The sequence below is a fragment of the Lacipirellula sp. genome, assembly GCF_965279485.1.
Classification (GTDB): Bacteria; Planctomycetota; Planctomycetia; order Pirellulales; family Lacipirellulaceae; genus Lacipirellula.
The window spans coordinates 2,069,822-2,094,008 of sequence record NZ_CBDIIC010000002.1 but is presented as its reverse complement, the minus strand read 5'-3'; the positions used below and the strand labels follow the sequence as shown (position 1 = coordinate 2,094,008).

At 63.2% G+C, this 24,187-nt stretch carries 22 protein-coding genes and 2 tRNA genes; 14 read left to right on the top strand and 10 right to left on the bottom strand.

What is annotated here, in order from left to right; genetic code table 11:
* Positions 1–113: 113 nt before the first annotated feature.
* On the bottom strand, positions 114–311 hold the full coding sequence (locus ACQY7R_RS16070; RefSeq protein WP_428306585.1) for a hypothetical protein: 198 nt from the start codon (positions 309–311) through the stop codon (positions 114–116).
* Positions 312–440: 129 nt separating this feature from the next.
* Here ACQY7R_RS16070 and ACQY7R_RS16065 point away from each other — a divergent pair, with 129 nt between their 5' ends.
* Together ACQY7R_RS16065 and ACQY7R_RS16060 are read left to right on the top strand one after the other, a co-directional pair.
* Positions 441–1,508, top strand: a complete 1,068-nt coding sequence (locus ACQY7R_RS16065; protein WP_428306584.1) for a DUF4105 domain-containing protein — start codon at positions 441–443, stop codon at positions 1,506–1,508.
* Between the two features lie 137 nt (positions 1,509–1,645).
* On the top strand, positions 1,646–2,059 hold the full coding sequence (locus ACQY7R_RS16060) for a hypothetical protein (RefSeq protein ID WP_428306583.1): 414 nt from the start codon (positions 1,646–1,648) through the stop codon (positions 2,057–2,059).
* Positions 2,060–2,257: 198 nt separating this feature from the next.
* Here the strand turns inward: ACQY7R_RS16060 and ACQY7R_RS16055 are convergent, their stop codons facing one another.
* The gene (locus tag ACQY7R_RS16055) at positions 2,258–2,845 is read right to left on the bottom strand and encodes an HdeD family acid-resistance protein (RefSeq protein ID WP_428306582.1); all 588 of its coding nucleotides are present in this window, start codon (positions 2,843–2,845) and stop codon (positions 2,258–2,260) included.
* 345 nt (positions 2,846–3,190) lie between these two features.
* Between ACQY7R_RS16055 and ACQY7R_RS16050 the strand changes: the two genes are divergently transcribed.
* A complete protein-coding gene (locus ACQY7R_RS16050) occupies positions 3,191–3,787 on the top strand; it encodes a histidine phosphatase family protein (protein ID WP_428306581.1) in 597 nt (198 codons plus the stop codon).
* A gap of 229 nt (positions 3,788–4,016) precedes the next feature.
* On the opposite strand, the gene ACQY7R_RS16045 is transcribed toward ACQY7R_RS16050, so the two are convergent.
* Together ACQY7R_RS16045 and ACQY7R_RS16040 are read right to left on the bottom strand one after the other, a co-directional pair.
* Positions 4,017–4,547: a hypothetical protein gene (locus ACQY7R_RS16045; RefSeq protein ID WP_428306580.1), complete on the bottom strand. Its 531-nt coding sequence runs from the start codon at positions 4,545–4,547 to the stop codon at positions 4,017–4,019.
* A gap of 199 nt (positions 4,548–4,746) precedes the next feature.
* On the bottom strand, positions 4,747–4,971 hold the full coding sequence (locus ACQY7R_RS16040; RefSeq protein ID WP_428306579.1) for a hypothetical protein: 225 nt from the start codon (positions 4,969–4,971) through the stop codon (positions 4,747–4,749).
* A gap of 194 nt (positions 4,972–5,165) precedes the next feature.
* Here ACQY7R_RS16040 and clcA point away from each other — a divergent pair, with 194 nt between their 5' ends.
* Positions 5,166–6,479, top strand: coding sequence for a H(+)/Cl(-) exchange transporter ClcA (gene clcA / locus ACQY7R_RS16035; RefSeq protein ID WP_428306578.1), 1,314 nt, complete (start codon positions 5,166–5,168; stop codon positions 6,477–6,479).
* Here the strand turns inward: clcA and ACQY7R_RS16030 are convergent.
* Entirely contained in the window at positions 6,443–8,935 is a 2,493-nt protein-coding gene (locus tag ACQY7R_RS16030; protein ID WP_428306577.1) for a PA14 domain-containing protein, read from the bottom strand. The genes clcA and ACQY7R_RS16030 overlap by 37 nt on opposite strands.
* A 153-nt stretch (positions 8,936–9,088) precedes the next feature.
* Positions 9,089–10,249, bottom strand: coding sequence for a LamG-like jellyroll fold domain-containing protein (locus ACQY7R_RS16025; protein ID WP_428306576.1), 1,161 nt, complete (start codon positions 10,247–10,249; stop codon positions 9,089–9,091).
* Between the two features lie 476 nt (positions 10,250–10,725).
* On the opposite strand from ACQY7R_RS16025, the gene ACQY7R_RS16020 reads away from it, so the two are divergent.
* Positions 10,726–12,069: a hypothetical protein gene (locus tag ACQY7R_RS16020; RefSeq protein ID WP_428306575.1), complete on the top strand. Its 1,344-nt coding sequence runs from the start codon at positions 10,726–10,728 to the stop codon at positions 12,067–12,069.
* A gap of 14 nt (positions 12,070–12,083) precedes the next feature.
* Here the strand turns inward: ACQY7R_RS16020 and ACQY7R_RS16015 are convergent, their stop codons facing one another.
* Entirely contained in the window at positions 12,084–13,952 is a 1,869-nt protein-coding gene (locus ACQY7R_RS16015) for a pentapeptide repeat-containing protein (RefSeq protein ID WP_428306574.1), read from the bottom strand.
* A gap of 241 nt (positions 13,953–14,193) precedes the next feature.
* On the opposite strand from ACQY7R_RS16015, the gene ACQY7R_RS16010 reads away from it, so the two are divergent.
* The 4 genes from ACQY7R_RS16010 to ACQY7R_RS15995 all read left to right on the top strand — a co-directional run bounded on the left by ACQY7R_RS16010 (position 14,194) and on the right by ACQY7R_RS15995 (position 17,344).
* Positions 14,194–14,781, top strand: coding sequence for a hypothetical protein (locus tag ACQY7R_RS16010; RefSeq protein WP_428306573.1), 588 nt, complete (start codon positions 14,194–14,196; stop codon positions 14,779–14,781).
* Positions 14,782–14,867: 86 nt separating this feature from the next.
* Positions 14,868–15,773 carry a hypothetical protein gene (locus ACQY7R_RS16005; RefSeq protein WP_428306572.1) on the top strand — a complete coding sequence of 302 codons (906 nt, stop codon included), beginning with the start codon at positions 14,868–14,870 and terminating at the stop codon, positions 15,771–15,773.
* A 169-nt stretch (positions 15,774–15,942) separates the two neighbouring features.
* Complete coding sequence (locus tag ACQY7R_RS16000; protein ID WP_428306571.1) at positions 15,943–16,602, top strand: PspA/IM30 family protein; 660 nt, start codon at positions 15,943–15,945, stop codon at positions 16,600–16,602.
* Positions 16,589–17,344: a hypothetical protein gene (locus tag ACQY7R_RS15995; protein WP_428306570.1), complete on the top strand. Its 756-nt coding sequence runs from the start codon at positions 16,589–16,591 to the stop codon at positions 17,342–17,344. The genes ACQY7R_RS16000 and ACQY7R_RS15995 overlap by 14 nt, the downstream gene beginning before the upstream one ends.
* Positions 17,345–17,483: 139 nt before the next feature.
* Here the strand turns inward: ACQY7R_RS15995 and ACQY7R_RS15990 are convergent, their stop codons facing one another.
* A complete protein-coding gene (locus tag ACQY7R_RS15990) occupies positions 17,484–19,211 on the bottom strand; it encodes a serine/threonine-protein kinase (protein WP_428306569.1) in 1,728 nt (575 codons plus the stop codon).
* 14 nt (positions 19,212–19,225) lie between these two features.
* A complete protein-coding gene (locus ACQY7R_RS15985) occupies positions 19,226–19,843 on the bottom strand; it encodes an RNA polymerase sigma factor (protein WP_428306568.1) in 618 nt (205 codons plus the stop codon).
* Between the two features lie 142 nt (positions 19,844–19,985).
* Here ACQY7R_RS15985 and ACQY7R_RS15980 point away from each other — a divergent pair, with 142 nt between their 5' ends.
* Genes ACQY7R_RS15980 through ACQY7R_RS15970 form a run of 3 tightly spaced genes read left to right on the top strand, consistent with a single transcriptional unit; the run spans position 19,986 to position 22,083 of the window.
* The gene (locus tag ACQY7R_RS15980; protein ID WP_428306567.1) at positions 19,986–20,417 is read left to right on the top strand and encodes a hypothetical protein; all 432 of its coding nucleotides are present in this window, start codon (positions 19,986–19,988) and stop codon (positions 20,415–20,417) included.
* Complete coding sequence (locus ACQY7R_RS15975; protein ID WP_428306566.1) at positions 20,417–21,082, top strand: CDP-alcohol phosphatidyltransferase family protein; 666 nt, start codon at positions 20,417–20,419, stop codon at positions 21,080–21,082. Before ACQY7R_RS15980 ends, ACQY7R_RS15975 begins: the two co-directional genes overlap by 1 nt.
* Positions 21,079–22,083: a phosphatidate cytidylyltransferase gene (locus ACQY7R_RS15970; protein WP_428306565.1), complete on the top strand. Its 1,005-nt coding sequence runs from the start codon at positions 21,079–21,081 to the stop codon at positions 22,081–22,083. Before ACQY7R_RS15975 ends, ACQY7R_RS15970 begins: the two co-directional genes overlap by 4 nt.
* A 115-nt stretch (positions 22,084–22,198) precedes the next feature.
* On the opposite strand, the gene hisN is transcribed toward ACQY7R_RS15970, so the two are convergent.
* Positions 22,199–23,014 carry a histidinol-phosphatase gene (gene hisN, locus ACQY7R_RS15965; RefSeq protein ID WP_428306564.1) on the bottom strand — a complete coding sequence of 272 codons (816 nt, stop codon included), beginning with the start codon at positions 23,012–23,014 and terminating at the stop codon, positions 22,199–22,201.
* Positions 23,015–23,864: 850 nt separating this feature from the next.
* Between hisN and ACQY7R_RS15960 the strand changes: the two genes are divergently transcribed.
* Positions 23,865–23,936: transfer RNA gene (locus ACQY7R_RS15960), tRNA-Phe, on the top strand.
* A gap of 64 nt (positions 23,937–24,000) precedes the next feature.
* Positions 24,001–24,075: transfer RNA gene (locus ACQY7R_RS15955), tRNA-Glu, on the top strand.
* The last annotated feature ends 112 nt before the right edge of the window (positions 24,076–24,187 follow it).

Here is a 24,187-nt window from a genome sequence, read left to right as displayed (position 1 = left end):
CTCCTGCTAGCCCAAAAAGCAGCCCCGTCGCCAGCTCGTGCCTGTTGCGATACGAGTAGGTCTGCTGCAAGAACAGCTGCATGGCGTTTCCTGAGCGTGGCGGATCCTGCCGATCAATCGCCAATGCCGATTACTCCGGCGAGCGGGGCAGTTACATGCGGTTCTGCGGACGTCGGCTTCCGAAGGTGGACAGAGGTTCCAATCGGAGTGAGTTGAATCTCGACGCTCACGCGCGTCCCGTCCGGTATAGGAAGCGGCTTTTCGAGTTGCAGAACGCCGTCGAAATAGACGGCTTGGACGCGGATCATCATGCAAGTTCCAATCAAAGATCAGCAGGCGTCTCGCCAATATATGCTCTTCGTCGGAGATGCTAACATAAGCACTTGCACGGCTTCGATGATAGCCGTCATTGATGCGTTCTGCGAGTGAAAGCGTTGAGCATGAATTTCGTCCGTCGAGCGTTGGGCTGGTGTGGCCGATTCTGCTGCGCATTCGGTTGGTGGTTCGTCGGCATTTGGTCGGCGCTGGCGATTTACTTCACGGGGCCGGGATCAAAATGGTTCACGGGCGCGCTGGCTGTGGCGGTGGTCGCGCTCTTCTGGTTCGCGCGGCGCGAGCCGTTGCGGCTGTGGCAGTGGTTTCGTAAGAGTTGGCCGGAGAAACGGCTGACTAGCACAGCACTCGTTGCGGCGGCGGCCATTGCAATCTACTACTTCGGCTTCGTCACGCCCGATACGAACGTCGAGTGGTCGCCCGAGCAGGCGCGGCATCCAATCGTCGAGATCGACGGCGACAAGATTCATGTGCAGAACGTGCGGAATTTTACCTGGCGGTCGCGGACCGATTTCACGCCCGGATTTTACGATCGGACGTACGATCTCTCGAAGCTGAACTCGATGTATTACGTCGTGGCGCCGATGCCGGGGCTCGATGCGGTGGCCCATGTGTTCGTCTGTTTCGGTTTCTCCGATGGGCAGACGGTCGCCGTCTCGGTCGAGGGGCGGCGGCGGTTGGGGCAGCCGTATCAGCTGATTCCCTCGATGTTTCGGCAACTGCAACTGATGTACGTCGTCGGCGACGAGCGCGACATCGTGGGGCTCCGCGGCAAGATTTGGAAAACGCCGGTCTTCTTTTACCCGGCGCGGGCGACGCCTGAACGGATGCAGGCGATTTTCAAGTCGATGATGGAGGGCGCCCATCAGCTTGAAGAGCATCCGGAGTTCTACAACCTCATCTGGAACAACTGCATGACGCGGATCCTCATGCACCTGCGGCGGCTCGGCGGGCATTCGCTGCCGCACGATTTGCAGGTGCTACTCACCGGGCTCTCTGATCGCACGGCGTTCAACCTGGGGTACATCGACACTGACCTCACGTTCGAGCAAGCCCGGCGGGCGTTCCGCGTTGACCCGTGGATGGAGACGACGCCGCTGGACGAAACGTTTGGGGCGCGGCTGCGGGAGACGATCGAGCGGCAGGAGGCGGAGGAGCGGGAGGCTGGGAAATGACGAATGACGAATGGGGAATGGGGAGAGCACCGGCAACGCGGTGTGTTGGTTCTTTCTGAACCCTGAACCCTCAATTGGCACATCTGTTGCTCCTCGTGAGAGTGGCTCACCCCACTCTCTTTCACAGGAGCGACGTCATGATCCCCTCCACCGTAGACCGCGTGCCGCAGCAGACGGCAGCCCATGTGAACGAGCAGATTCGGCGGCAAACGGACGCTAGCATCGCCCGGACGATGACGGCGGGGCCCGCGGCGATTCGCGAAAGGTTGGTCGAGCTAGATCGCGAATGGGACATCGAGCGGTTGCTCGAGGCGAACGCTTCGACGGCCATCTTGGTCGGTTCGGCGCTAGGAGCGTTCGTCAATAAGCGGTTCTTCGCGGTGCCGGCGGTGATTGCGGCGTTCCTACTGCAGCACGCGATTCAGGGCTGGTGCCCGCCGCTGCCGGTAATGCGGCGGCTTGGCGTGCGGACCGCGGAGGAAATCAATCGGGAACGTGAAGCGCTGAAGCGGGCGCTGGAGCATGATCGCGTGGGGCGGCGGGCTTCTTGAGCGACTGAGCCCTGCATTCTATAGCCCCGGGCTCCGCCCGGGGGTTGTTCACCGCACCGTGGGGCAACGCGTACCGGAGTGGACGCCGACCCCCGGGCGGAGCCCGGGGCTAGAAGACAACCAGCAAACGAAAAACGGCCGGCAGCGCACTTAGCGCTGCCGGCCGTTCGACTTTCAATCGTAAGCGAAGTTATCCGCTTACTTCACTTCACGCGGCTTCAGGGCCAGCGACAGCATCACCCATGCCCAGCCGTTGAAGATCAACTCGATGCCAATGAACAGGCCGATAACCCAAAAGGCAGAGCTCGGCCATCCTCTGTAGATCAACATACCGAGCATTAGCGTAACGGCGCCGTTGAGTAATACCCAACCCCAACCGGTGAATTGTTCGCTGAGGGCGAACACGATACGGAGGATGCCGCTGAAGACCAGGAAGAAGGCCAAGAGCAGCGTCAGTTGCACCGCGCTTTGCATCGGCGCGTCGACGATCATGATGCCGACAACCGTGTAGAGGATGCCGATCAACAAGTGGATCAGCGTGCCGCTCCACTTGCCGGCCCAGAAGGCGCTGATGATTTCGGCAATACCGCCGGCGAGCATCAAAAAGCCGAAGGCGACGACAGCCACCTCGGTGGTGAACACCGCGCAGCCGAGCGAGATCGTGCCGAGGACGACCATGCCGATGCCGAGGGCGAGGAACCACTTCCAATGATGGCGAAGCGTTTCGACTTCAGCGGCAATGATAGTGCGGAACGGGCCGGGGACGGGGGTGACGGGGCTGTCCATAGTTCTTCTCGCGATTCGGGTGACGAAAGTGAATTGGGCGTGCGTCGGCACGCGTAGGTTGTGCGGCCAATGACGAAGGAACCGTTGCGTCCGCTTCGACCGGAAAGGCTAGGTTACGAATTGCGACTCGTCAAAGGGGGCTCAAAAAGCGGCCAAACGGTGGAAACGACGGCTTTTTGAGGCAACGGAAGAAATAGTCTCACGCAAAGGCGCGAAGGCGCAAAGGAATTAATAGAATTGCTTGCTACTTTCTTTGCGCCTTCGCGCCTTTGCGTGAGACATTCACCGATGTCGTTAGCAGAGATGGCATGAAGCGCGAGTGACGATACTGCTGGAAGGAAAAGCATGAGTGCGAAGTTGCCGATTATTTACCTCGCTCGTCACGGGCAAACGGCGTGGAGCAAGTCGGGGCAGCATACGGGGCTGACCGACATTCCGCTGTTGCCGGAGGGGGAGTACGACGCCGAACGGTTGGGCGCGCGGCTGCAGAAGCTGGAGTTCGCCGCGGTGTGGACGAGCCCGCTCGCGCGGGCGTCGCGGACCTGCGAACTGGCGGGCTTCGGCGGCGTCGCGACGGTTGATCGCGATCTCGTCGAGTGGGACTACGGCGAGTACGAGGGGCTCAAGAACGCCGAAATTGTCGCGCGGCAACCGGGCTGGCGGATCTATCGCGACGGTTGCCCTGGAGGAGAATCGCCGGAGCAAGTCGCCGCTCGCGCGGATCGCGTGCTCGAGCGAGCCCGCGCGGCAGGCGGCAACGTGCTGCTATTTTCGAGCGGGCACTTCACGCGAATGTTGGGGGCGCGGTGGATCGGGCTGCCGCCGCAGAATGCGGAGCTGTTCACCCTCGCGACGGCGAGCTTGAGTGCGCTCGGATACGAGCACAATGTGAGCGAGCCGGTCATTCAGTTGTGGAATGACGTCTCGCACTACGAGGAGTGATGAGAGAAATCTGTTCTCGCCTCGGTGTTCCAGAGGGGCATTTCGATAATAGCCCAGCACTTTCAGTGCTGGGACAGATGCGGCAATAAAAAAATGAGCCCCGGAAGGGCGACTGAAGCTCGCACTCTCAATCGCTCCTCCAGGGCTTCGTTACTTGTACGACCATGCCACCCAGCACTCGTAATGCTGGGCTACTGTCATGCTTCCCGCTGGGGTAGCAGCGGCGAAGTCACTTCGCGACGACGTTCACCTGATACGTCTGATCGACCGGATCGCCGCCGCCGTTTGGGGTGTACTTCACGTTGATCGCCGCCTTGCCGGGGGCGAGCGTCTTGAATAGGAACCAGGTGTAGCCGCCGCCCATCATCGGCTGGCCGGCGTTATTCGTGCGAATGCCGCGGACCTTGCCGAACGATTGCGCTGCCTCGGCCGGCGTGACGGTCGGCTCGGCGACTTCGGTCGGGTGGCTTTGCGTGTCGGGGACTTCGACGATCACCAACCCGCCGGCGTTGATTTCTTGCGGCTCGGCGGCGAGGGCTTCGTCTTTCTTCTCGACGCGCTTCAAGATAATCACGCGGCCATCCACCGCAGGCACGGCCGTGTTGGCGTTTTGCTCGATGAGGCCTTCGGCGACTTCGGCCGCAGCCCCGACGGCGCGGCGGATTTTCTCGCGGCGTTCGTTCGTTTCCTGAGCGACCAGCGTGCTGGTGGCGACGGCGGTGACGAGCAACCCGCAGGCAGCGGAGCGGAAAGCATTCATGGAATATCCTCCGAAGAGCGTTGGAGTGGTGGAGAGAGAGTTCGCGGGAGCGATCGAGAAATATAGCTGGTAGCCGGCAATTGGCTGCGTAATGTCAAACAGTTCAACGAAAAACTTGCGGTAGCTTAGACAATAAAAGCGGATGTGTCCGAGAAAGGTCGCCGAGGAGGCCCAACCTCCGTGCCGGGCCGCCTCGACGTCAGTTGGGCGGAGGCGCGTCGTCGATGGCGAGGTGCGGGATGTCAGACGCTGTGTGGTTCGGTTTTTTTCCCCAGTCGTCAGGAATTCGCGCGGCCGTCTGGGGGTCAGGGTGTTGGTTGAGCGATCGCTGGGCCTGTGAAAGCGTTTGCTTCAGCTTCAGCCGTAACTGCTCGTTGGCAGCGAGAATTCGCTCAGTTCGCTTAAACAGTTCGGCCAAATCCATTGTTCTGCTCCGTTGCCGCTTTCCCGGACGGAGGTTCCGCAACCGGCGTGCCGTTAGCGCCAATTGGCGGGAGACCGCGATCGGCGAGCCTTCGCCTGCGCTCCCCCGGCGGCAGAACGGGGCGGAGCGGCACAACTCGGGTAACCGGGGCGGCGACGATTTGCTATCTTCTCGCATCGCCATAGGACACTCTGTTGCCGCCGCCACTGAAAACTGCCGACTCGACTGAATCCAGCGCCGCGACCGCGGGGCTCGCGCCGCTGGCCGCGTTGTCGCTGGTCGTGGGGAGCGCCTCGGGATTGATGGGCGCCCTGTTCCGCCGCTCGCTCGAATGGGCCGACCGCCAGCGGAACGCGCTCGCCGATTGGGCGCAGGCTGAGGAGTGGTTGGGGCTCGCGGTGCTTATCGCCGCAGGGGCGGTCGCGACGGGGTTGGCAGCGTGGCTTGTGCGGCGGTTTTCTCCTGAAGCCTCCGGCAGCGGCATCCCTCATGTGGAGGCGGTGCTCAACAAGCGGAAGCCGCAGGCACCGCTGCGATTGATTCCGGTGAAGTTCTTTGGAGGCGTGCTCGCGATCGGCGCGGGGCTCGCGCTCGGCCGCGAAGGGCCAACGGTGCAAATGGGGGCGAGCATCGCCCACTTCATCGGGCGGATTGGGCGTCGCAACGTCGACGATTGCTTGACGCTGCTCGCGGCCGGCGCGGGGGCCGGATTGGCGACGGCGTTCAACGCACCGATTGCCGGCGCCGTGTTCGTCATCGAGGAACTTCTACGGCGATTTGAAACGCGGTCGTCGATTGCGACGCTCGGCGCTTCCGCGAGTGCGATTGCCGTGAGCCGGCTTATTTTAGGGCAGGGGCCTGACTTCACGCTGCACGACCCGCGCTACCCTGGCACCGGGGCGATTTTTTTCTTCCTGGGACTGGGGCTGATCACCGGCATCGCGGGCGTCGCTTATTGCCGCGCGATTTTGGGATCGCTAACCTTCGGCGCGAAGCTGACGCGGATTCCTGTCGAACTGCAAGCGGCGGCGATTGGCGCGTCGGTCGGCGCGCTAGCGTGGTTCGCCCCCAATTGGGTCGGCGGCGGCGAAGCCCTCACCGAGCAAACGCTCACGACGACGTTCCCGGTCGGGCTGCTCTTCGGGATGCTGGCCGTGCGGTTTGTGCTGGGGCCCGTGTCGTACGCGGCCCGCACGCCGGGCGGATTGTTCGCGCCGATGCTCGCCGTCGGCACCCAGATCGGCGTCATCTACGGGATGATTGTCGGCGGTTGGTTCCCGACGATCGAATCGCACCCCGCCTCGGCCGGCGTCGTCGGCATGGCGTCGTTCTTCACCGCGGTGGTGCGAGCGCCGCTCACTGGCATCGTGCTGGTGATCGAGATGACCGGTAACTTCACGCTATTGCTGCCGATGCTCTCGGCCTGCTTCGGAGCGATGCTCGCGGCGACGGTGTTGCGCGAACCGCCGATTTACGATTCGCTGGCCGACCATAAGTCGGGGAAGTGAAACGAATCGGCGGCTTCTGGCGAGGCATCTGACGTTTCGGCGTTCTGCTCTAACGAAACTGGCGCGTTGATACCATGCAGGCGTCGTTTGTCGCCGGTGGCGTTTGGCTCGATGGAGTGCGGAGCGCGAGTAGCCGCGTCGTTTTGCTGCCAAATGAACTCTTTGAAGTTCGCAGGCGGCGTTAAATCTTTGCTCTCAAGCGTTCGCAGCGTCAATGCTGGGCCGTAGGCGTTGGCGGCGAATGCTAAGTCGATGAGTTCTGCACTGGAAAGTTGGGCGGTGCGCGGCGTTGGGCTTGGTGGAGCGGAGGTCTGCGCTTCCGGGGCTGCGACTATTGCTGCGCTGCTTGCCGGGACCGCTGAAGCGGTCGCCGCCGCTGGGACTTGTGCTTGGGCCCCGTAGTTCCGCTGCCAGTACAAAAAGTCGGCGCCATCGACGAGGCCGTTGCCATCCGCGTCGGCCGAGATGCCGGGCGTGATCGTCTGACCGAACGAACCTTTGAAGACCGCAAGATCGGCGGCGTTAGTCGCGCCGCTCGCGTCAAAGTCTCCGGCGACGAACGGCCGTTCAGGATCAACGTACCCTGAAGGAACCACGACCGGCGTCGTCTTCGGAATCGGCGTGCCGAAGTTCGGCGTGCCGTCGGCGTTGAAGGTGAACTGCTGAATGAGAATGTCGCGGTCGTCTTGCCAGTTGTTCGGATCGTGGTGAGCGTGGTAGACGATCCAGTCCTCGGTTCCATCGGGCGACTTCACGAACGAGGCATGCCCGGTGCCGACGATGTCACCGGCTTGTTTGAAGACGGGCGTCGGCGACTTGACCCACGAGCTGGCGCTCATGATCGGCCCGATGCCGTTGTAGGTGATCCGGCCGAGCGCGTACTCGTCCCGCCAGTAGCCGCTGCCGGAGTAGATGATGTGGAGCTTCCCCTCGTGGACGAGAACTTGCGGGCCCTCGTTGATGGGCATGCCGTACCGCTCCCAGTTGTAGGTCGGCACGGAGAGCACCGCGCGCTCGCCGCTGATCGTCCAGGCGTTTGACATCTCGGCGATGTAGAGATTTTGCTGCCCGTCGACCGTGCCGGGCCAACCCGACCAGATGAAGTAGAGCTTGTCGGCCCACTGCAGCACGGTACCGTCGATGGCGAAGCGGTCGGTCGTCGCCGCGAGTTGCCCTTTGTAGACAAACGTCCCGAATGGATCGGCGGCGCCGCGTTCGAGGACGTGCATCCGATGCGTGGCGTTGTCGATCCCGTCGGAAGCGGTGACGTAGATGTACCACTTGCCGTTGATTTGATGGAGCTCGGGCGCCCAGATTTGGCCGGAGTAGTTTGTGCCGGCGGGGGCCGTCCACACCTTCTTGCTGACGCTGGCCGGGTCGCTCGGATGGATATCTTCGAGATGCTCAGCCCGATCGATCCAGACGCCGTTGCCGGCTGAGCGGACATGCAAGTATTGCCCTTCCCACTGGATGACGAACGGATCTTGGCCGGGGCCGAGCGGATTGGTCGCCGTAAGTTGCGAGGGCTTGGCGGCGCTCAGGTGATCAGCGGGCAACACTTCAAACGCACCGTTCGTTTGCCGGTCGCTTTGCCACGCCAGTTCGATCTCCGCTTGTCCGGTCACGTCGCCGTACTCGATGCGGATCTCGTACCACTTGCCGGCTTCGAGTTGCTTGGCGCCGAGATCGACGGCGACAGTGTGGGGCGTCCAGTTGTCGATCAGCAGTTCGTTGCCGATCCAGAGCCGTACGCGCTCGTCGCTCGTGACGCGAAACTGATAGGCGTCGCTGAAGTCGGGCCGAATGAAGCCAGTCCAAGTGACTCCAAACCCATCGGCCGGGATGGCGGCGACTGGCGTCCCGGTTCCCCAATTGAAGTCGATCGTTTGATCGACGCGCTCGATCACGTTCCCGGATGAGTCGGCGTAGACGCCGAGCAGTCCCGACGGGCTCGCGTAGAGTTGCGACGTCGGAATGTTCTGCCGCGCCTGGCTAGGCGTCGACCATTGCAGCCGGAAGGTGGAGTTGCCGGCGACGTTGAAATACTCGACCTGAATGTCGTACTGCTGTCCGGCTTGCAGCGCGATGGCGCCAGACTCAAGCCGCGAGCCTTGGACGTTCCAGTCGTCGATTAGCAGTTGGCCGTCGACCCACACGCGGACGCCGTCGTCGCTGAGCGTGTGGAACGTATAAGTTTCGGTATTGATCGCCTCGACTCGCCCAAACCAACGGGCGCTGAACGCCGTAGCTTCGACGCCCGGCGCCGGCGGAGTCGTCCCCCAGACGAAGTTTGGCTGCTCGACGCGCTCGAAGGCGAAGCCGGTGAGGTTCTCGTTGTGGAAGTATTGCGCGGTGAGTCCGGAGCCCGAGAGGACTTGCCGCGTTTCGAGCGATTCGAATCGCAACGAACGGCAGGCGGAGGGGAGTGCGGCGGCGCAACGGGCAGGGACGATCATGATTCCCTTACGATAGACCGCCGCTCCCGCGCGGACAAACGATCGGCGGGAGCGGCGGTGCGGTTGGCCGTAGGCTAGTGAGGCGATAGCGGGTGGGAAGCATCACGTTGCGATGAATCCCTCCCCCTTGCCCCTCCCTTCGAGGGAGGGGGACTATGCGCGGCGGCGGGCGGCGAGGGCCATCACGCCAATGCCGAGGACGCCGAGGGCCAGCGTCGCCGGTTCGGGGACGGCGCTGACGCTCGGCGCGCCGCCGAACTGCGTTTTCCAAATCGCCAGGTCGGCCGCGTCGACCGTGCCGTTGCCGTTTGCGTCGCCGGTGGTCGGCGTGCCCGCCGGGCCGAAGCCGCGCTGCCAAATGAGGAAGTCGGCGCCGTCGACGATGCCATTGCCGTCGAAGTCGGCGTCGGCCGCCGGAGCGGGGACGAAGAGAAACTGATCAGGCGTCAGCACGGCGTCGCTGATGCGAACCTCGTCGATCTTCGCGTTGGCCCAGTCGGTGACGTTGTTGTCAAACATGCCGCGGCCAACCGTGTACGAGGTGTTGCCGAAAACAATGACCTCGCCGAGACCATTGGCGAAACTGCCGCCGGTGATCGAATCTTTGAGAACATAGTTCCCTGTTTCGCCGGCGACCCAGAGTTGAGCGTCAGTCGCATTGAGCGTGAAAGCGACATGATTCCATTCGCCCGCCACGACCGTTTCGTGCGTCGCGAGGTTGTGGATGACGCCGTTGCCGTCGATCCATTCGACGAAGAGTTGATTTAGCACGCCGCCGGGAAAGTCGTCGCCGCGGACGAGGAACTTTAGCGGCGGGACGGGGCTATCGAGCGGCTTGCCATCTCTGCCGAAGAGAGCTTGGTAGCCGCCGACGGCGTTCATGTTGAACGCGAGCTCATAGGTGACATTGCTGAAAAATTGGTTCTGGACCGGCGCGCCGGCCGTGTAGTTGTCGTCGTTTTGGCCGCCGCCGTCATCAGTCCCTTGCGAGGGATTGGGGCCGAAGTCGAGCGACAGCAGATTGGGGGCGCCGCTGCGGAGGGCGAGCGGCGACACGTCGGTCGTGTAGGTCGCCGCCGTGAAGGGCGCCGCGGCCGACGAGAAGGTTTGCATGTGGTTGCCGTTGCCCGAAGCGTCTAGGACCGTGTTTGGGCCGTCGGGGACGCGCTGGCCGGCGACCCCTTCCTCATGACGCCAGTAGGCGACTTCAGCGGCGCCTGCAGCCAGCGGGGCGATCGCGCTGGCGGCGACCGCCGCCGCACAGAGCAGGCGGCGGGAGAGCGAACGGTTCAAGCGGCAAATGGTGAACAACATGAAAAGCCTCCTCCGAATGGTGACAATCAAGGCGTGCCTCGCCACGCAATCGTGGTTCGAGTCGACGACGGCACGCGGACTGGCGCTGGTAGGTTGGTCTGCGCATCTCATGCGCGACGATGCTGCGCGTCGTACGCAGCGCGAACTGGGGACGCGACGAGGGATGAGGGCCGCCTCAGGATTCGTCGCGCGGGCCGGGCAGTTGTTCGAAATCACCCGCCACGGCGTCGTGCAGTCTATCAGAATCACCGCTGGCTGGCTAAGTGGACAAGGAGAATGGTTGTCAGGTAGGCCGGGAAACAGCGTTTTCTCGTGGGAGGAGAGAACTTGCTGGCATGCCGAACGCGATCGAGGACGGCGTTACAATAGCCGCGTGTCGAAAAAAACAGCCGGCAGCCACTAGGGGCGTATTCGTGCGAATGCAAGCGACGGAGAGACGAAGCGGGCCGATACTTTGGACGGCAGCGGTGTGCGCGATGTTGGTCGCCGAAGTCGCCAGCGCAGCGGCGCCATGTCGCATCGAAGTCGTCGACAAGGAAAATGGCTGGCCCGTGCCGCTCGTCGAATTGCGGACGACCAACGACATCGTGCTGGTGACGGACAACGCCGGGCTGATCGCGGTCGATCAGCCCGATCTGCTTAGCCGTGAAATTTGGTTCGGCATCGCGGGGCACGGCTACGGCGTACGGCCCGACGGGTTCGGCTCGCGCGGCGTTCGCGTCACGCCCAAACCTGGCGAGACGATTCGCATCGAAGTCGAGCGGTCGATCATCGCCAAGCGACTCGGCAGACTCACCGGCGGCGGCATCTTTGCTGAAAGCCAGAAGCTCGGCGAACGCCGCGAATGGAACGAGTCGGGCGTCTTCGGCTGCGATACGGTGCAAGTCGCCAACCATCGCGGCCGGCGGTTCTGGCTGTGGGGCGACACCGATTTGCCCTTCTATCCACTTGGGGTGTTTGATAGCACGAGTGCGACCACTTCGCTCAGACCGCTGAAGCGGTTCGAGCCGCCGATCGCGCTGGAGTACGATTACTTCCGCAACGAAAAAGGCGTGCCGCGCGGCGTCGCCGATTTTCCGGGCGACGGGCCGACGTGGATCGGCGGGTATGTCAGTTTGCCTGATGGCGACCGGCCGTCGAAACTAGTGGCAACCTATCAAAAGATCAAGCCACCGCTCGATGCGTATGAAGCGGGCGTTTGCGTTTGGAACGATGATGCGGAGCGGTTTGACCCGCTCCGCAAAGTGTGGACGAAGAGCGACGCAACCCCCAAGCGGCCGCTGATGCCCGACGGGCATCCCACGTTCTGGCGCGACGACGCGGGAAAAGAATGGCTGCTCTTTGGCAATCCGCTGCCAAACTTCCGCTGCCCGGCGACGTTTGCCGGTTGGAAAGACGCCGCGCAGTGGGAGCGACTCGAACCGCAACGCTCGATCAAGTCGATCGACGGCGCCGAAGTGACGCCCCACACCGGTTCGATCGCGTGGAACGAATATCGCGGCCGCTGGGTGACCGTCTTCATGGAACGATTCGGCAAGCCCTCCGCCTTCGGCGAAGTGTGGTACGCCGAGGCCGACGCCCCGACCGGTCCCTGGGGCCCCGCGGTGAAGGTGCTGTCGCACGACAACTACACGTTCTACAACCCGCGACTGCATGCGGAACTGACCGACGCGGAGTCGCCGGTGCTGCTGTTCGAAGGAACGTACACCACGCTCTTCGCCGACCGCCCGCAACCGACGCCGCGGTACGAGTACAACCAGATGTTGTACCGGCTTGATTTGGATGACCCGCAGTTGGCGGGTGCGCGAGGGAAAGAATAGCGGAGGCGAGTCGCTTAGGCCGCCGCGACGTCTTCGAGGATCGCGCCGCAATTTCGCGCGTGCTGTCGCTGGTGGAGATCGAGGTTCGCGCCGCGCAGATCGACGAGGTAGAGGTTGACGTTGCCGAGCTTGGCTCCGCGTAAGTCGGCATTGCGCAGGTTCGCCTTACGAATTTCTTCGGGGCGTTTGTAGCTGCGGTCTTCAAAATCGTCGTTGTAGAAACCTGTCATGCTCCCCTGCAACGCGATGGGGCTGTTGACCAACCCGCTGCGAGACGAGCCCATGTGGAACGTGGCGCCCTCCAGATTGACGCCGCGAAGATCGGCGCCCTCCCAGTCGATTTCGGCGAGTGCGGCGCCGCCGAGGTTGGCGGCGTAGAAGTTGCCGCTGCGCATCTGCGAGCCGGTGAGGCTCGCGTGCCGCAGGTCGGCCCCGCGGAAGTTCGCCTCCGGCATGGCAACGTCATCGAGATTCGCGGTGGAGAGTCGAGCTTGCTCCATGATCGCGTGGTGCAGCGTCGCGGAACGCAGGTCGGCACCGTAAAGATTCGCGTTCCGCAAATTGGCCGCGGTGAAATCGGCTTCGTCGAGTTTCGCCTGCGTGACGATGGCCGAGGAGAGGTCGGCGCCGGAGAAGTTCGCCGCGATCAGGTGGGCGCCGCAGAAGTTGGCGCGTGTCAACTGAGATTCGCTGAGGTTCGCGGCGGCGAACTCGGCGTCCATGAACTTGCCGTCGGTAAGATTGGCTTGCGAAAGATTGGCCGCCGTGAAGACCGCGCCTTGGCCGTCGGTTTTCATCAAATCGGCCGCTTGCAAATTCACTCCGTAGAAATTCGCCTGGCGAATGTCGGCGCTAGTGAAGCGAGCAGATTGCAAGTTGGCGTCGGAGAAGTTGGCGCGCACTAGGTCTGCCTGTCGCAAGTCGATGCGCGGCCACTGCACGCCGCGGAATTGAGCGCGCGGGAAGTGATGTCGAAGGTCGGTGGCTGGCGAGGGCGCCCAAGTGGCATCAGCCGCGGCGAGCAAACTCGCAATAGTTGACTGTGACGAACGCTGCCGTGGGTCGCCGATCGCACGGCGCAAGGCGTCGATGGCGCCGGGAGCCTGGCGACAACGCAGGCTGGATTCCTGTACCAATGCGTACGGCAAGTTGTCGGGCAAGACGCACGGGTCGGAGCAAATGGCGGCGACCACCGCATCGGCTGCGAGTCGTGGTTTCAACAAATCGTGCGACAGCATACTCAGATGGACGTGATCCGGGACGCGGCTGTCGCTCCAAGCGCGCAGGGCGTCGAGGGCTTGGCGCGGCTGGCCAGGCAGCATCAGCGTGAGGCACAACTCACGAGCCGCCGTGAGTTGCTCGGCATCTAGACGCTCGCAGACGTGGCGATAAAACTCCGTTTGCGGATCGCGAGCCTCCTGGTCCGCAAGCAAGCGATTGATCAAGATCGTCGCCATGTAGGGAGACCAACCGCGGTTGGCCGCCGGGCCGAGCCGCGCCATCACCGAACGACACGCGGCGGGATGCGCCTCCAGTAGAAATTCGATGATCTGGTCGGCCCGCCACAGCGCCATCGGCAGTCGCAGCGCGGGACGCTTCACGTTCATCATCGAAGCGACGACGCAGAGCAAGTGACTGGGGAGCGCCCCGAGTTCTTCGGGCGACGCCATATCGACCAGGTGGAGTTCTGGTTTGTCGGCGAATCGCGCCGCTAGACACGACAGTGCCGTCGCTTTGCCGCTGCCCAGCTCGCCGGCGAGTTCCACGACGCCGCGAAAACCGTCGGCCAACAATTCGCCGATCACGTCGTCTAGTGGACGTTCTTCGCCGTCGTAGACGACGCGCGGGCGAACTGGCGGAATTGCGGGAAGAATGGGGATCATAACGCGTGAACGGTGCCTTGCATCTCTGTTCCGGGAGATTCTCGGATTGTAGATGAACCGGAGCGAAAACGCGAAATATGACAGAGAGCTGGGGGCGTCGTAGTGATCGAACGATCTTCCGGGCGCGAACTAGGACGTGCCGGCTAGCAGCCCTCAAAAAGATTTCTCGCCAGCTGTTAATCTTCGCCGCATGTCGCGGTTTCCTGCATGGGCATGAACCAGCCACTCAGGAAACCAAGCCATGTTTCGCGGACATCTCCAAACCGGAATCGCTCACGTCGGGCTCGCTCTGCGCGATCCGGAAGAATTTGCCGTCGTTTGGAACGAAGGGCGGAGCGACTATCGCTGGCCGGTGTGGGCCGCGCTGCTCACGACGGCGATCGCCGGGACGCTCACCTATGGGATGACGATGGGGCTGCTCGGCGGCGCCGGCGACATCTTTTTTAAGGCGTTCATTTGCACCCTCTCGGCGGGGCTCGCGTGGGCGATTCCGCTGCCGGCCCTCTACATCCTCAACAGCCTTTCGGGCTCGCGACTCTCGGCAAGCAGCACGTTGCTGGCGGCGCTCGTGACCGTTAGTTGGGGCGGGCTCGCAATGATCGCGTCGATCCCGATCAACTGGTTCTTCACGGCGACGATCCCGCACGCGGGATTCGTGCTGGCGGTGAACCTTGTCGTCTTCACGGGCGTCGGCGTGGCGATGATCGACGTCTTTCGCCGCGTGATGGCACGGCTCGAACCGCAGCATGTGACGCCGGTGTGGTGGCTGCTGCTGGTCGGAGCGATCGGCGGAGAGCTGTTTTTCTTCTTCGGATTGTTTGAGTTCTAGCGAAGGCGAAAGGGAAGGGCAGAAGGTTTATCCACTGCCCACTGACAACTTCAGTTCGCGTGAAACCAAAATAAAGGCATTCCAAAATGCAAACCACCGAACAACTTCTGGACGCCCGTCGTCGGGGTCGTGACTCCACATTGCGAACCCCGGCGGCGGGAGGGGCGGGACTGACCGGGAACGAGTTCTGTGCGGTCGAAGTCGTCGAACCGCCGGCGCCGCCACGGCCGATCGAGCCGCGCGAGCTAACGCTGCTTACGTTGATTGAACTCGTGCTGAAGGATCGGCGGCGGCTCTACCAAGCCCTCCGCGTGCCGGCGGCGACGCCGGTGATGTTGCCGCGGCTGCTGGCGATCTCGCTTGCCGGGTTCGTGCTGTACGGGCTCGCGATGTCGCTCGTTTTCACGGCGACGGATCGCTGGCCCAGCCTCACGGCGCTACCGACGTGGCTCGATTCGCCGCGGTCGACGCTCTTGCAGTTCGCGCCGATCGAATCGACCTGGGGCAAGCTCGGCCCCTGGATCAACGGCGAAGCGGCGGCGCTTGTGACGGCGTACGCCTTCGGGTTAATCGCCGCGAGTGCGGTCTGCTTGCCGAGTCTTTACTTCTACTGCCTGCTCGCCGGCGTGCGGATGACGATGCTGGAAGTCGTGCTGCACACGGTGAAGTCGAAGGCGGTGGCGGCGGTGGCGCTCGTCGGCATCTTGCCGATCTACGTCGCCTTCGCGATGGGGATCGTCATCTTCGGCGGCGGCGAACTGGCCCTCGCGGCGACGATGTGGCTGGGGCTCGTTCTGCCGTTCATCGCCGGGCTGTGGGGAACGGTGGCGCTGTACCAAGGTTTCGCCCCGCTGTGCGACACGATGGCCGCGGACCGTCGGGCTCGCCGCGAATGCTTCTTGCGACGGCTCGTGCTGTCGTGGTCGGCCTGCTACACGGCGGTGGTGCCGGTGATGATTTACACGATTTGGGAAACGCTGTCGCGGGCGTGAGTAAAGGGGCTGTCAGCTATTGGCTGTCGGCCGTCGGCCAGAGATGTAAGAAGCGTCGGTATTCGTCTTTGCCTGGCTGAGAGCCGACAGCCGATAGCTGACGGCCCGTAGCCGCTTCACGAAGAATTATCCGAACGAGAAACTCAAACAATCATAAAGGATGCAATCTATGGGACTACTCAAACGAATGAGCAACCTGCTCTCGGCGAACCTCAACGATCTGATCGATCAGTGCGAAGACCCTGAAAAGCTGTTGCGGCAAGCGGTCCGCGATATGGAAACGGCGCTCGGGCAGTTGATGGATGGCGCCGCGCGAGCGATTGCCCATCAGAAGTTGCTCGCTCGACAGCTCAACGATCAACATCAGGCGATCGCGCAGCGGGTGCGCACGGCGGAGCTCGCCCTCGCGCGCGGCGACGAAGCGGCAGCCCGACGCGAATTGCGGCGGAAGATCGAGCACACGCAACTTGCCGACGCGCTGACTCAGCAGACGACTTCTGCCGAAGAGTTGAGCGAACGGTTGCGAAGCCAGGTCGCCGCGATGCGACTCAAGTTGGCCGAAGCGCGGCGGAGATTGGCCGAGATCTCGGCCCGCAACCGGGCGGCCGTCGCGCGGCGGAAGTTCGTCGCGGCGCTGCCGACCGAGGCGAGTGGCGGCGACGCGATCAATGCGTTCCAGAGAATCTGCGCGAAGGTCGAGCAATCTGAGGCCGAGACCGAAGCGCTGTTAGAACTGCTTGGCGTCGGTGATTGCGACGAAACATTCGACATCGACATTGAAGAAGAACTCCGCGCGATGCGGGAGGCGGCAGGCCATGTTACTCCTTGAAACGATGATTTTCTATTTGGTGTTCGGCGTTGTCGTTGCGGTGGCGAGCTACCTCCAGCAAGGTAAGCCGGAGGACGACGACGGCGGGAACGCTCGCGAATCGTTCAGCGTCGCACTCGCCATGCGACTTGGTGCGGCGTGCCTCTTCTGGCCGTTTTACTTGCCGATGCTGCTGTCGGCAGGGCAGGGTAGCAGTGAAGAAGAAGCGCTGGGCGCCACGCCGCAGGAAGAGAACGGTGGGCTGGTTGAGTGCGATGCGTTGGCCGCGGCGATTGCGCAAGTCGAGGCCGAACTCGACGCCGCGCTGCAGGGGCTCGATGGTTGGGCCGAGGATGTGCTCAACTGCGAAGAGCGGCGGCTGGTCGAACTGCGATCGGCGTGGCGTTCGCAAGCGGAGCGGATCCGGCAGCTTGATCGACTGCTCGGCGAGACCGCGATGCATGTCGATCCGCTCGCCGCGGCTGCCGCGGAAATTGGCGCCGCACGGCACAGCGAGGAAGTCCGCCGCGAGAATCTGCGGCAGTTGGCCGAGCTACGGAAGCAGCTGCATGCCGATCTGATCGGCACGCTCGCCTGGGTGCGCGAACTGGTGACGATGATTCACTTGGCGAAGTTCAGCGGAGCGCCGGCGGCGCGAGCGGAGGAGCTGGTGGTACAGATTGCGGCGGCGGTGCAGGGGCTGTCGGAAGTAAGCGCGTGGCGCGAAGAGGAGGCGGTGGCGCGGATTGGGGTGGATGCTTGAATGGGGTCGGGGGCCTTTTGCCACTGGCGGGATTGCATGAAGTGGAGAGTCGCTAGTGGCAAAAGGCCCCCGACCCCTTCACGCTTTGCCAATTCTATCGTGGTGCAACATGCCGACGCTTCGCGACGACATGCCACACTCAGACCTCTCGCCGCCGCACCTGTCGCCAGTACTTCCATCCCGGCAGCGCAAAGCAAATCCCCGACACCACGCCGAACAGCGTCAGCCCGAGGTTAGGCATCACCGTCTGCACTTGCAGCCACGCCATCGCCAGGCCGGTGAGGCACAGCACCGCGGCATGCACGTAGAACTTGCCGGAGAGCATTGCCGCCTTCATGAGAAACACGGCGCCGCTTACCGGGCCGAGCACCGGCGAGAGCGTGAGCACTTGCAGGCCGAGTTGCCACTCGATGACGTACATCGACGCATCGATGATCATGCTGCCGGCCCACACGTGGGCAATCTGCCGTTCGACGAACGTGATCGGACCGCTGCGATGGCGGAGGTTCCAAAAGATCGACGCCCAACTGCCGAGGCCAAGCGTCCACAGCGCGATGTAAGGCCACCGCGACGTGACACCGGCGAGCTGAAATCCGTTGGTGATCATGCAGAGCACGAGCAGCACCGCCGCGTGCAGCATCCATAGCAGTCCCCAATTCTCGAGGATGCTCACGTGATGCGTTTCGCGAAACGCACGGGTGATGATGCCGGAGAAGCGGCCCGACCGCGCGGCGATCGGCTCATTCGCGAGATAAGCGTCGAGATCGTCAGCCAACTCACCGGCTGAGGCGTACCGCAACTCGACCGGTTTCTGCAAACACTTCATCGCGATCATTTCGAGATCGCGATCAACCCGCGGGTTGAGCAGCTGCGGCGCCACGGGATCTTGTTCGAGCACGAGCAGCACCGTGTCGACCGGCGTCGCCCCCTGGAACGGCGGCCGGCCGGTGAGCGTCGCGTAGAGAATGGCGCCGAGGCTGTAGACGTCCGACGCCGGGCCGATCGAACCGCGACTGCCGGCCGCTTGCTCGGGACTCATGTAGCCCGGCGTGCCGAGGATGGCGCCCGTTTGCGTAAGCTGAGCGTCGTGCGGCCGATCGCCGTCGTCGCTCGCTGGCGTCAGTCGTTTCGCCAAACCGAAATCGCTGACGTAAGCCTCCGCTTGTTCGTCGATGAGGACGTTCGACGGTTTGAGATCGCGATGCAACACGCCTTGCTGGTGAGCGGCCGCGATCGCGCGGGCGATCGGCGCGAGTAACCGGGCCGCTTCGCGCGGCGGCAGCGGTCCGGTGGCGACGCGTTGGGCGAGCGTCTCGCCGGCGACGTACCGCATCGTGAAGTAGGGCAAGTCGCCATGCTGGCCGACTTCGTACACCGGCACGATGCTCGGATGATTGAGGCGGGCCGCCGTCTCGGCCTCGCCGCGGAAACGGGCGAGGTCGGCCAGACTCGCCGTGGCGCCGCGGAGCACGATCTTCAGCGCCACGATGCGGTCGAGACTCCGCTGCCGCGCGCGGTAGACGACTCCCATGCCGCCGCGACCGAGCTCTTCGAGCAGTTCGTAATTGCCGAAGTCGCCGTCGAGCGGGATGCCGGTCCGCGTCGGCCAAGGCTTTCCTGTTGCGGCGTTCTGCGCGCTCGCCCAGTGCGCGGTAGCATCCGACTCGCTTTGAAACTCCTCGGCCAGTGCCGCGACGCCCCACAACTCGCGCAACTCGTCGGCAAGGTCGGGGTGTGCAACGGCGACGGCGTCGAGATCAACCGCCTGACCAGCTCGCGCAGCTGCGAGCAACGATTCCACTAACTCGGCCAGTCGCTCGTCGCGATCGTCGGCCGTGTGATCCGGTTTGTTTGGCAGTAAGCCCATGCGGCGATCGCTTCCTACCACTGCGAAGGCGTGTCGCCAAGAATCGTCTTCAACTGCCGCAGCGCTCGCAAGTAACGCATCGCCGCCGCGGGTTGGCTCAGGCCGAGCAGTTCCGCCGCTTCGCTGTTTGTGAGTTGCTCGGCATGTCGCATGAAGATGATCTCGCGATCGGCCTCGGCGAGCGTTTCGACCGCGGCGTTGAACCGCTCGGCAAACTCGCGGTGGAGCATCGCCGCGGCCGGCGTTAACTCAGCGTCGCGCACCAGCGCCGCCGGCGGGAGCATGCTCGTCCCTTCGCCGCCGACCGATTGCTCGTTGGCGACGCTCCGCTTATCGGCCAGCTGCCGGCGATAGACGTCGGCGAGCCGATCGCGGGCGATCTGTCGCAGCCACGCATGGAACGGCAGCTTCGGATCGTGAACATAGTCCGCCAACCGCCGACTCGCAGTGAGCAGTGCGTCTTGCACGACGTCGCTCGCGTCGACGCGGCGGGCCAGCCCCCGATTGAGCCGGCCGCGCACCATCCTCTCGAGCGACTGCCGATGCCGCTCCATCAAGCGGTCGACGGCGGCACGGTCGCCCTCGCGGGCGCCGTGGAGCAGCTGTTCAGTTTCGTCGGCGTTCGGCCACATTTGGCAGAGGTCTCAATCGCTGGCAGCAGGCAACGCAACGTCCCCTCAATTGTAGCCCATCGCTCGTCGGTTCGCTGTTCTCGAAGTATTCGTTAGGCTGCCGTTAAAAATCCACTTCCCAAGTGGTTCAGTCAAGTTCAGAATGGCGACCGCGTTATCCGCGAAACTCGCTCCGGCCGATGATGAGCCGGCCCCGCAACTTGGATTTCCGCCTGTGCCTGCCGCGACTCCCCTGACCAGCATCATTTGCTTCATCGTCGCCGCGTTCCTCGGCGCCGTGGGGCAGTTTCTGTACAAGAGCGGCGCCGCCGCGGCGAATAGCGGGTGGCTGAGCTATTTGCTCAACGCGAAACTCGCCGGCGGCGTGGCGTGTTACATCGCCGTGATGGTGTTGTTCGTCGCGGCGTTCAAGCAAGGGGGCTCGCTGCTGGTGCTGTACCCCATCTACGCATCGACGTTCATCTGGGCGGCGCTCATTGCGTGGCGGTTCGAGGGGGCGACTATTTCGCCCGTCAACGTGTTGGGAATGCTCGTGTTGATTGCTGGCATGTTCTTGTTGGGATGGAAGTCTTGATGAGCGAAACGCCGTACGAACCGACCGAGCGGCGGCCGATTGCCAGCCGCGACACCCGCTGGGCGGGCCGCATCGCCGCGTGGCTCATCAAGATCGGCGCTTCGCCGAACGGGATCTCGGTATTCGGCATGGTCGCCGCGTCGGCGGCGGGCGTGGCGTTTGCCGCGACGAGTCACACCGGCGAGGGAACGGCGCGAGTGCTGTGGTTCTTCGGCGCGCTGCTGTGTCAGGTGCGATTGCTCTGCAATCTGTTCGACGGAATGGTCGCGGTGGGGCGGCAGATCGCTTCGCGGACCGGCGAGTTGTACAACGAGGTTCCGGATCGCGTTTCCGACGCCGCGATTTTTATCGGGCTCGGCTACGCCGCAGGCGGCGACCCGGCCCTCGGCTACTTGGCGGCGCTGTTGGCGGTGTTCGTTGCCTATGTGCGGGCGATGGCCCGCTCGCTTGGCGCCCCCAACGATTTCTGCGGGCCGATGGCCAAACCGCAGCGGATGGCGATCGTCACGGTGCTTGGCGCATGGTTGGCGTTCTCCCCGCTCGCGTGGCGGTTGCCATGGAGCGAAGTTCGCATCGCACTTGGCCTCGTCATCATTGGCTGCCTCGCGACGGCGGTGCGTCGTCTCGTCCGGGCTGCGACCTTCCTCAAAACTGGTTCCGCATGAGCGTTACTGACCGCCTGTTCGATCCCACGCATGCCTTCGATCACCCCGCCACCGTCGCGATGGTGGCCGTGATCGTCATCGGTTTGATTGCCGCGTCGATTATGATTCGCGTCCGCAAGCGGCAGAGACGACTCAGCGACGACACCTATCGCGAACTCATCGCGCGGACGCGGTCGTGGTACATCCTCGCCGCGGCGATGGTCGTGCCGATCTTGCTCGGCGCCGCGTGGGTGTACTGCTTCTTTCTGCTATTGAGCCTGTTCTGCTTCCGCGAATTCGCCCGCGCGACGCAACTCGACGAGTCTCGCATCGAGTGTGCGTCGGTCGTCCTCGGGATCCTGGTGACTTACTTCGCCCTCGTCGATCACTGGATGGGGCTGTTCACCGCGTCGTGGGCGTTTGGCATCGGGCTTGTCGTCGTCGGCAGCTTGCTTCCCGACAATCCGCAGGGATACATCCGCCGCACGGCGGTCGCGATCGTGGGGTTCGCCCTCTTCGGCATCAGCCTCGGCCACTTGGCCTACATTGCGAACGATCCGCTCTTCCGGCCGATCTTGCTCTGGCTGCTGATCTGCACCGAGCTAAACGACGTCTTCGCGTACCTGTGCGGCAAGAAGTTCGGCCGTCGCAAGCTGTTGCCGAACACGAGCCCCAACAAAACAATCGCCGGCGCCTTGGGAGCGGTGCTGCTGACAACGCTGCTTGCGGCGCTGCTGGGAGCATGGGTCTTCCGCGGCACGACGGTGAATTACTGGCCCCACCTCGTGATGCTCGGGCTGATGATCAGCATCCTCGGTCAATGCGGCGACCTAGTGATCTCGTCGATCAAACGCGACTTGGGCGTGAAAGATATGTCGACGCTCATCCCTGGCCATGGCGGACTGCTCGACCGGTTCGACAGCCTGCTGATCGTCGCGCCGGGCGTGTTTCACTACCTCAACTACGTGAAGTCGACCGGCGTCGGGTGGGACCAGCCCGAAAGAATCATCACCGGCATGTGAGCGCCGGTGGGCAAACAAACATGTGTGCCACTGGCATCTTGCCAGTGAGAGGCGCCGAGCGAGTACCCACTTCAGCACTGGCAGGATGCCAGTGGCACCCCGCGCTCATCTAGCCTTACGCTTCGCGCGTCAGCCCCAGCACCGTGCCGGCCAAGTGCCGATTCGTCGCCACCGCATTTCCGGTGTGCACCGAAGGTTCGCCGCGCCAATCGGAATAGTGCCCGCCGGCGCCGTCGATCACCGGCTTGAGCGCCGCGGCATCCCACAGGCTGATGAACAGGTCGACCATCACGTCGGCCCGGCCGGTGGCGACGAGGAGGAATCCGTACGCATCGCCCCAGGTGCGCGACAGGCGGCACGACTTTTCGAGATGATTGTAAACGTCGCGAACGCTCTGCTTGCCGAGGCGGCTGTACTTGCCGACTTCGGTGGTGACAAACGTCGCTTCGGCCAACCGCTCAGTCGACGAGACGCGGGCCTCGACCGGGGCGCTATCGCCGATCGCAAACCACGTTTGCCCGCCCGTCGCGGCGTAGACGATTTCATCGGTGGCGGGCGAATAGATGACGCCAATGAGAGGCTGATCGTCCTTCATCACCGCGACCAGCGTCGTGTAGAGCGGCACGCCGGCAATAAAACTCTTCGTCCCGTCGATCGGATCGAGCACCCAACGGTACGGCGAGGTGCCTGGCTTCTCGCCGAACTCTTCGCCGAGGATCGCATCGTCGGGGAACCGCACTGAGATTTGCTCGCGAAGGAGCGTCTCCGACGCGCGGTCGGCCGCAGTGACGGGCGAGCCGTCGCCTTTGCGTTCGACGTCGAGCGTCGACTGGCGGAACCAGTTGAGCGTGATGGCGCCGGCAGCGCGGGCGGCGGAGACCGCCAACTCGAGGCGGGACTGAACTTCAGGATCGGCGTTTGAGTGCGTCATAGACTGCCCAAGCTACTAAACTCCGCGACGAGCGCCGAGGGGAGGTTAGCCGCGGAGGCGGTCAAGGGCATTCTGGCTTGGGTTTCGCGGCTACAACGTCGTTTCTTTCGTGCGCAATTGGCCTCCCACCGGTGCGGAAGTGGAGACTCGCTTGGCATCCCTCTCCGGCAGGATGCTGTTGGTATTCTTCCTCAGGCCTGAAGGGCCGCGCTGAGATAGCCCAGGGCGAAGCCCTGGGGAACGTTCATGCCCCTGCTACTGGAAGCCCTGTAAGGGCGCGCGAAGGCCTGCGCTAGCGCGCCCTTACAGGGCTTGGGAATGTTGGGGACGGCTACACCCAGGGCTGCGCCCTGGGCTACCACAGCGCGGCCTTACAGGCCTGAAGGCGTAGCACTGGCATGCAATGGGGTGGCGGGGCTTCGTTCTTTCCATTCCCCATTCAGCATTCAGCATTCGACATTGAATTGCCGCCGCTCCGGCCGGTCGTTGACCGGCGGCTACTTGGCGCGAACTTTTTCTGACATTCGTAAGAAAAGTGCGCGAACTTTCGCCAATAACCGACATCTATATCTATCAGAACGACGCCCTTCGACTTTATCGGGTATAGTTCGGATAGGAGAAATGCTTTCCATGTTACGGCCCAGTCAACACCTTTCGATGCTCGCGGCAAATATCGTCGGCCCGACGTTTGGCGAACAGCCGAACAAACGGTCCCAGTACGCGCTCGCCGGTAAAGGGCATTGCTGACGCTTGGCCAACTCTTTTGATAGAGCCATAAGGCCCGGCGTCGCTGCGACGCCGGGCCTTTTTCGTTGGCTCGCGGCGCACGGATGCACCCACGGCAACTCGCGGGCTGGTAGCTGAGACGGTCTAGCGGCGGTCTGAAGAACCGCAGACGAGGATTCGAGCGCCTCCCAGCCCACTCTGCGCTCGCGGTGCGCGCATGCATAACGAACTGCAGAAACAAAGCAAACGATTGTTAACAAGCCCTGTTCGTCTATTGGCCTGAGGATGGCGGCCTTTCAAGCCGCAGAGGGCGGGTTCGAATCCCCCACAGGGCGTTGAGAGGGTTCGGTGGGCGGGGTTCAGGGTTCAGGAAGGAAAAGTTTTCTGTGCATTTCCTGAACCCTAACGCCTGAACCCTCCTCGGGTAGTCGAGAGCTGGTCGCTCAA

Coding starts and splice junctions, on each gene's coding strand:
- ACQY7R_RS15995 (WP_428306570.1), top strand. CDS start 16,589: ATGTTACTCCTTGAAACGATGATTTTCTATTTGGTGTTCGGCGTTGTC.
- ACQY7R_RS16070 (WP_428306585.1), bottom strand. CDS start 311: ATGATGATCCGCGTCCAAGCCGTCTATTTCGACGGCGTTCTGCAACTC.
- ACQY7R_RS16050 (WP_428306581.1), top strand. CDS start 3,191: ATGAGTGCGAAGTTGCCGATTATTTACCTCGCTCGTCACGGGCAAACG.
- ACQY7R_RS16010 (WP_428306573.1), top strand. CDS start 14,194: ATGTTTCGCGGACATCTCCAAACCGGAATCGCTCACGTCGGGCTCGCT.
- ACQY7R_RS16015 (WP_428306574.1), bottom strand. CDS start 13,952: ATGATCCCCATTCTTCCCGCAATTCCGCCAGTTCGCCCGCGCGTCGTC.
- ACQY7R_RS16055 (WP_428306582.1), bottom strand. CDS start 2,845: ATGGACAGCCCCGTCACCCCCGTCCCCGGCCCGTTCCGCACTATCATT.
- ACQY7R_RS15990 (WP_428306569.1), bottom strand. CDS start 19,211: ATGGGCTTACTGCCAAACAAACCGGATCACACGGCCGACGATCGCGAC.
- ACQY7R_RS15985 (WP_428306568.1), bottom strand. CDS start 19,843: ATGTGGCCGAACGCCGACGAAACTGAACAGCTGCTCCACGGCGCCCGC.
- ACQY7R_RS16060 (WP_428306583.1), top strand. CDS start 1,646: ATGATCCCCTCCACCGTAGACCGCGTGCCGCAGCAGACGGCAGCCCAT.
- ACQY7R_RS16025 (WP_428306576.1), bottom strand. CDS start 10,249: ATGTTGTTCACCATTTGCCGCTTGAACCGTTCGCTCTCCCGCCGCCTG.
- ACQY7R_RS16030 (WP_428306577.1), bottom strand. CDS start 8,935: ATGATCGTCCCTGCCCGTTGCGCCGCCGCACTCCCCTCCGCCTGCCGT.
- hisN (WP_428306564.1), bottom strand. CDS start 23,014: ATGACGCACTCAAACGCCGATCCTGAAGTTCAGTCCCGCCTCGAGTTG.
- ACQY7R_RS15980 (WP_428306567.1), top strand. CDS start 19,986: ATGGCGACCGCGTTATCCGCGAAACTCGCTCCGGCCGATGATGAGCCG.
- ACQY7R_RS16000 (WP_428306571.1), top strand. CDS start 15,943: ATGGGACTACTCAAACGAATGAGCAACCTGCTCTCGGCGAACCTCAAC.
- ACQY7R_RS16045 (WP_428306580.1), bottom strand. CDS start 4,547: ATGAATGCTTTCCGCTCCGCTGCCTGCGGGTTGCTCGTCACCGCCGTC.
- ACQY7R_RS15975 (WP_428306566.1), top strand. CDS start 20,417: ATGAGCGAAACGCCGTACGAACCGACCGAGCGGCGGCCGATTGCCAGC.
- ACQY7R_RS16020 (WP_428306575.1), top strand. CDS start 10,726: ATGTTGGTCGCCGAAGTCGCCAGCGCAGCGGCGCCATGTCGCATCGAA.
- ACQY7R_RS16040 (WP_428306579.1), bottom strand. CDS start 4,971: ATGGATTTGGCCGAACTGTTTAAGCGAACTGAGCGAATTCTCGCTGCC.
- ACQY7R_RS16065 (WP_428306584.1), top strand. CDS start 441: ATGAATTTCGTCCGTCGAGCGTTGGGCTGGTGTGGCCGATTCTGCTGC.
- ACQY7R_RS16005 (WP_428306572.1), top strand. CDS start 14,868: ATGCAAACCACCGAACAACTTCTGGACGCCCGTCGTCGGGGTCGTGAC.
- ACQY7R_RS15970 (WP_428306565.1), top strand. CDS start 21,079: ATGAGCGTTACTGACCGCCTGTTCGATCCCACGCATGCCTTCGATCAC.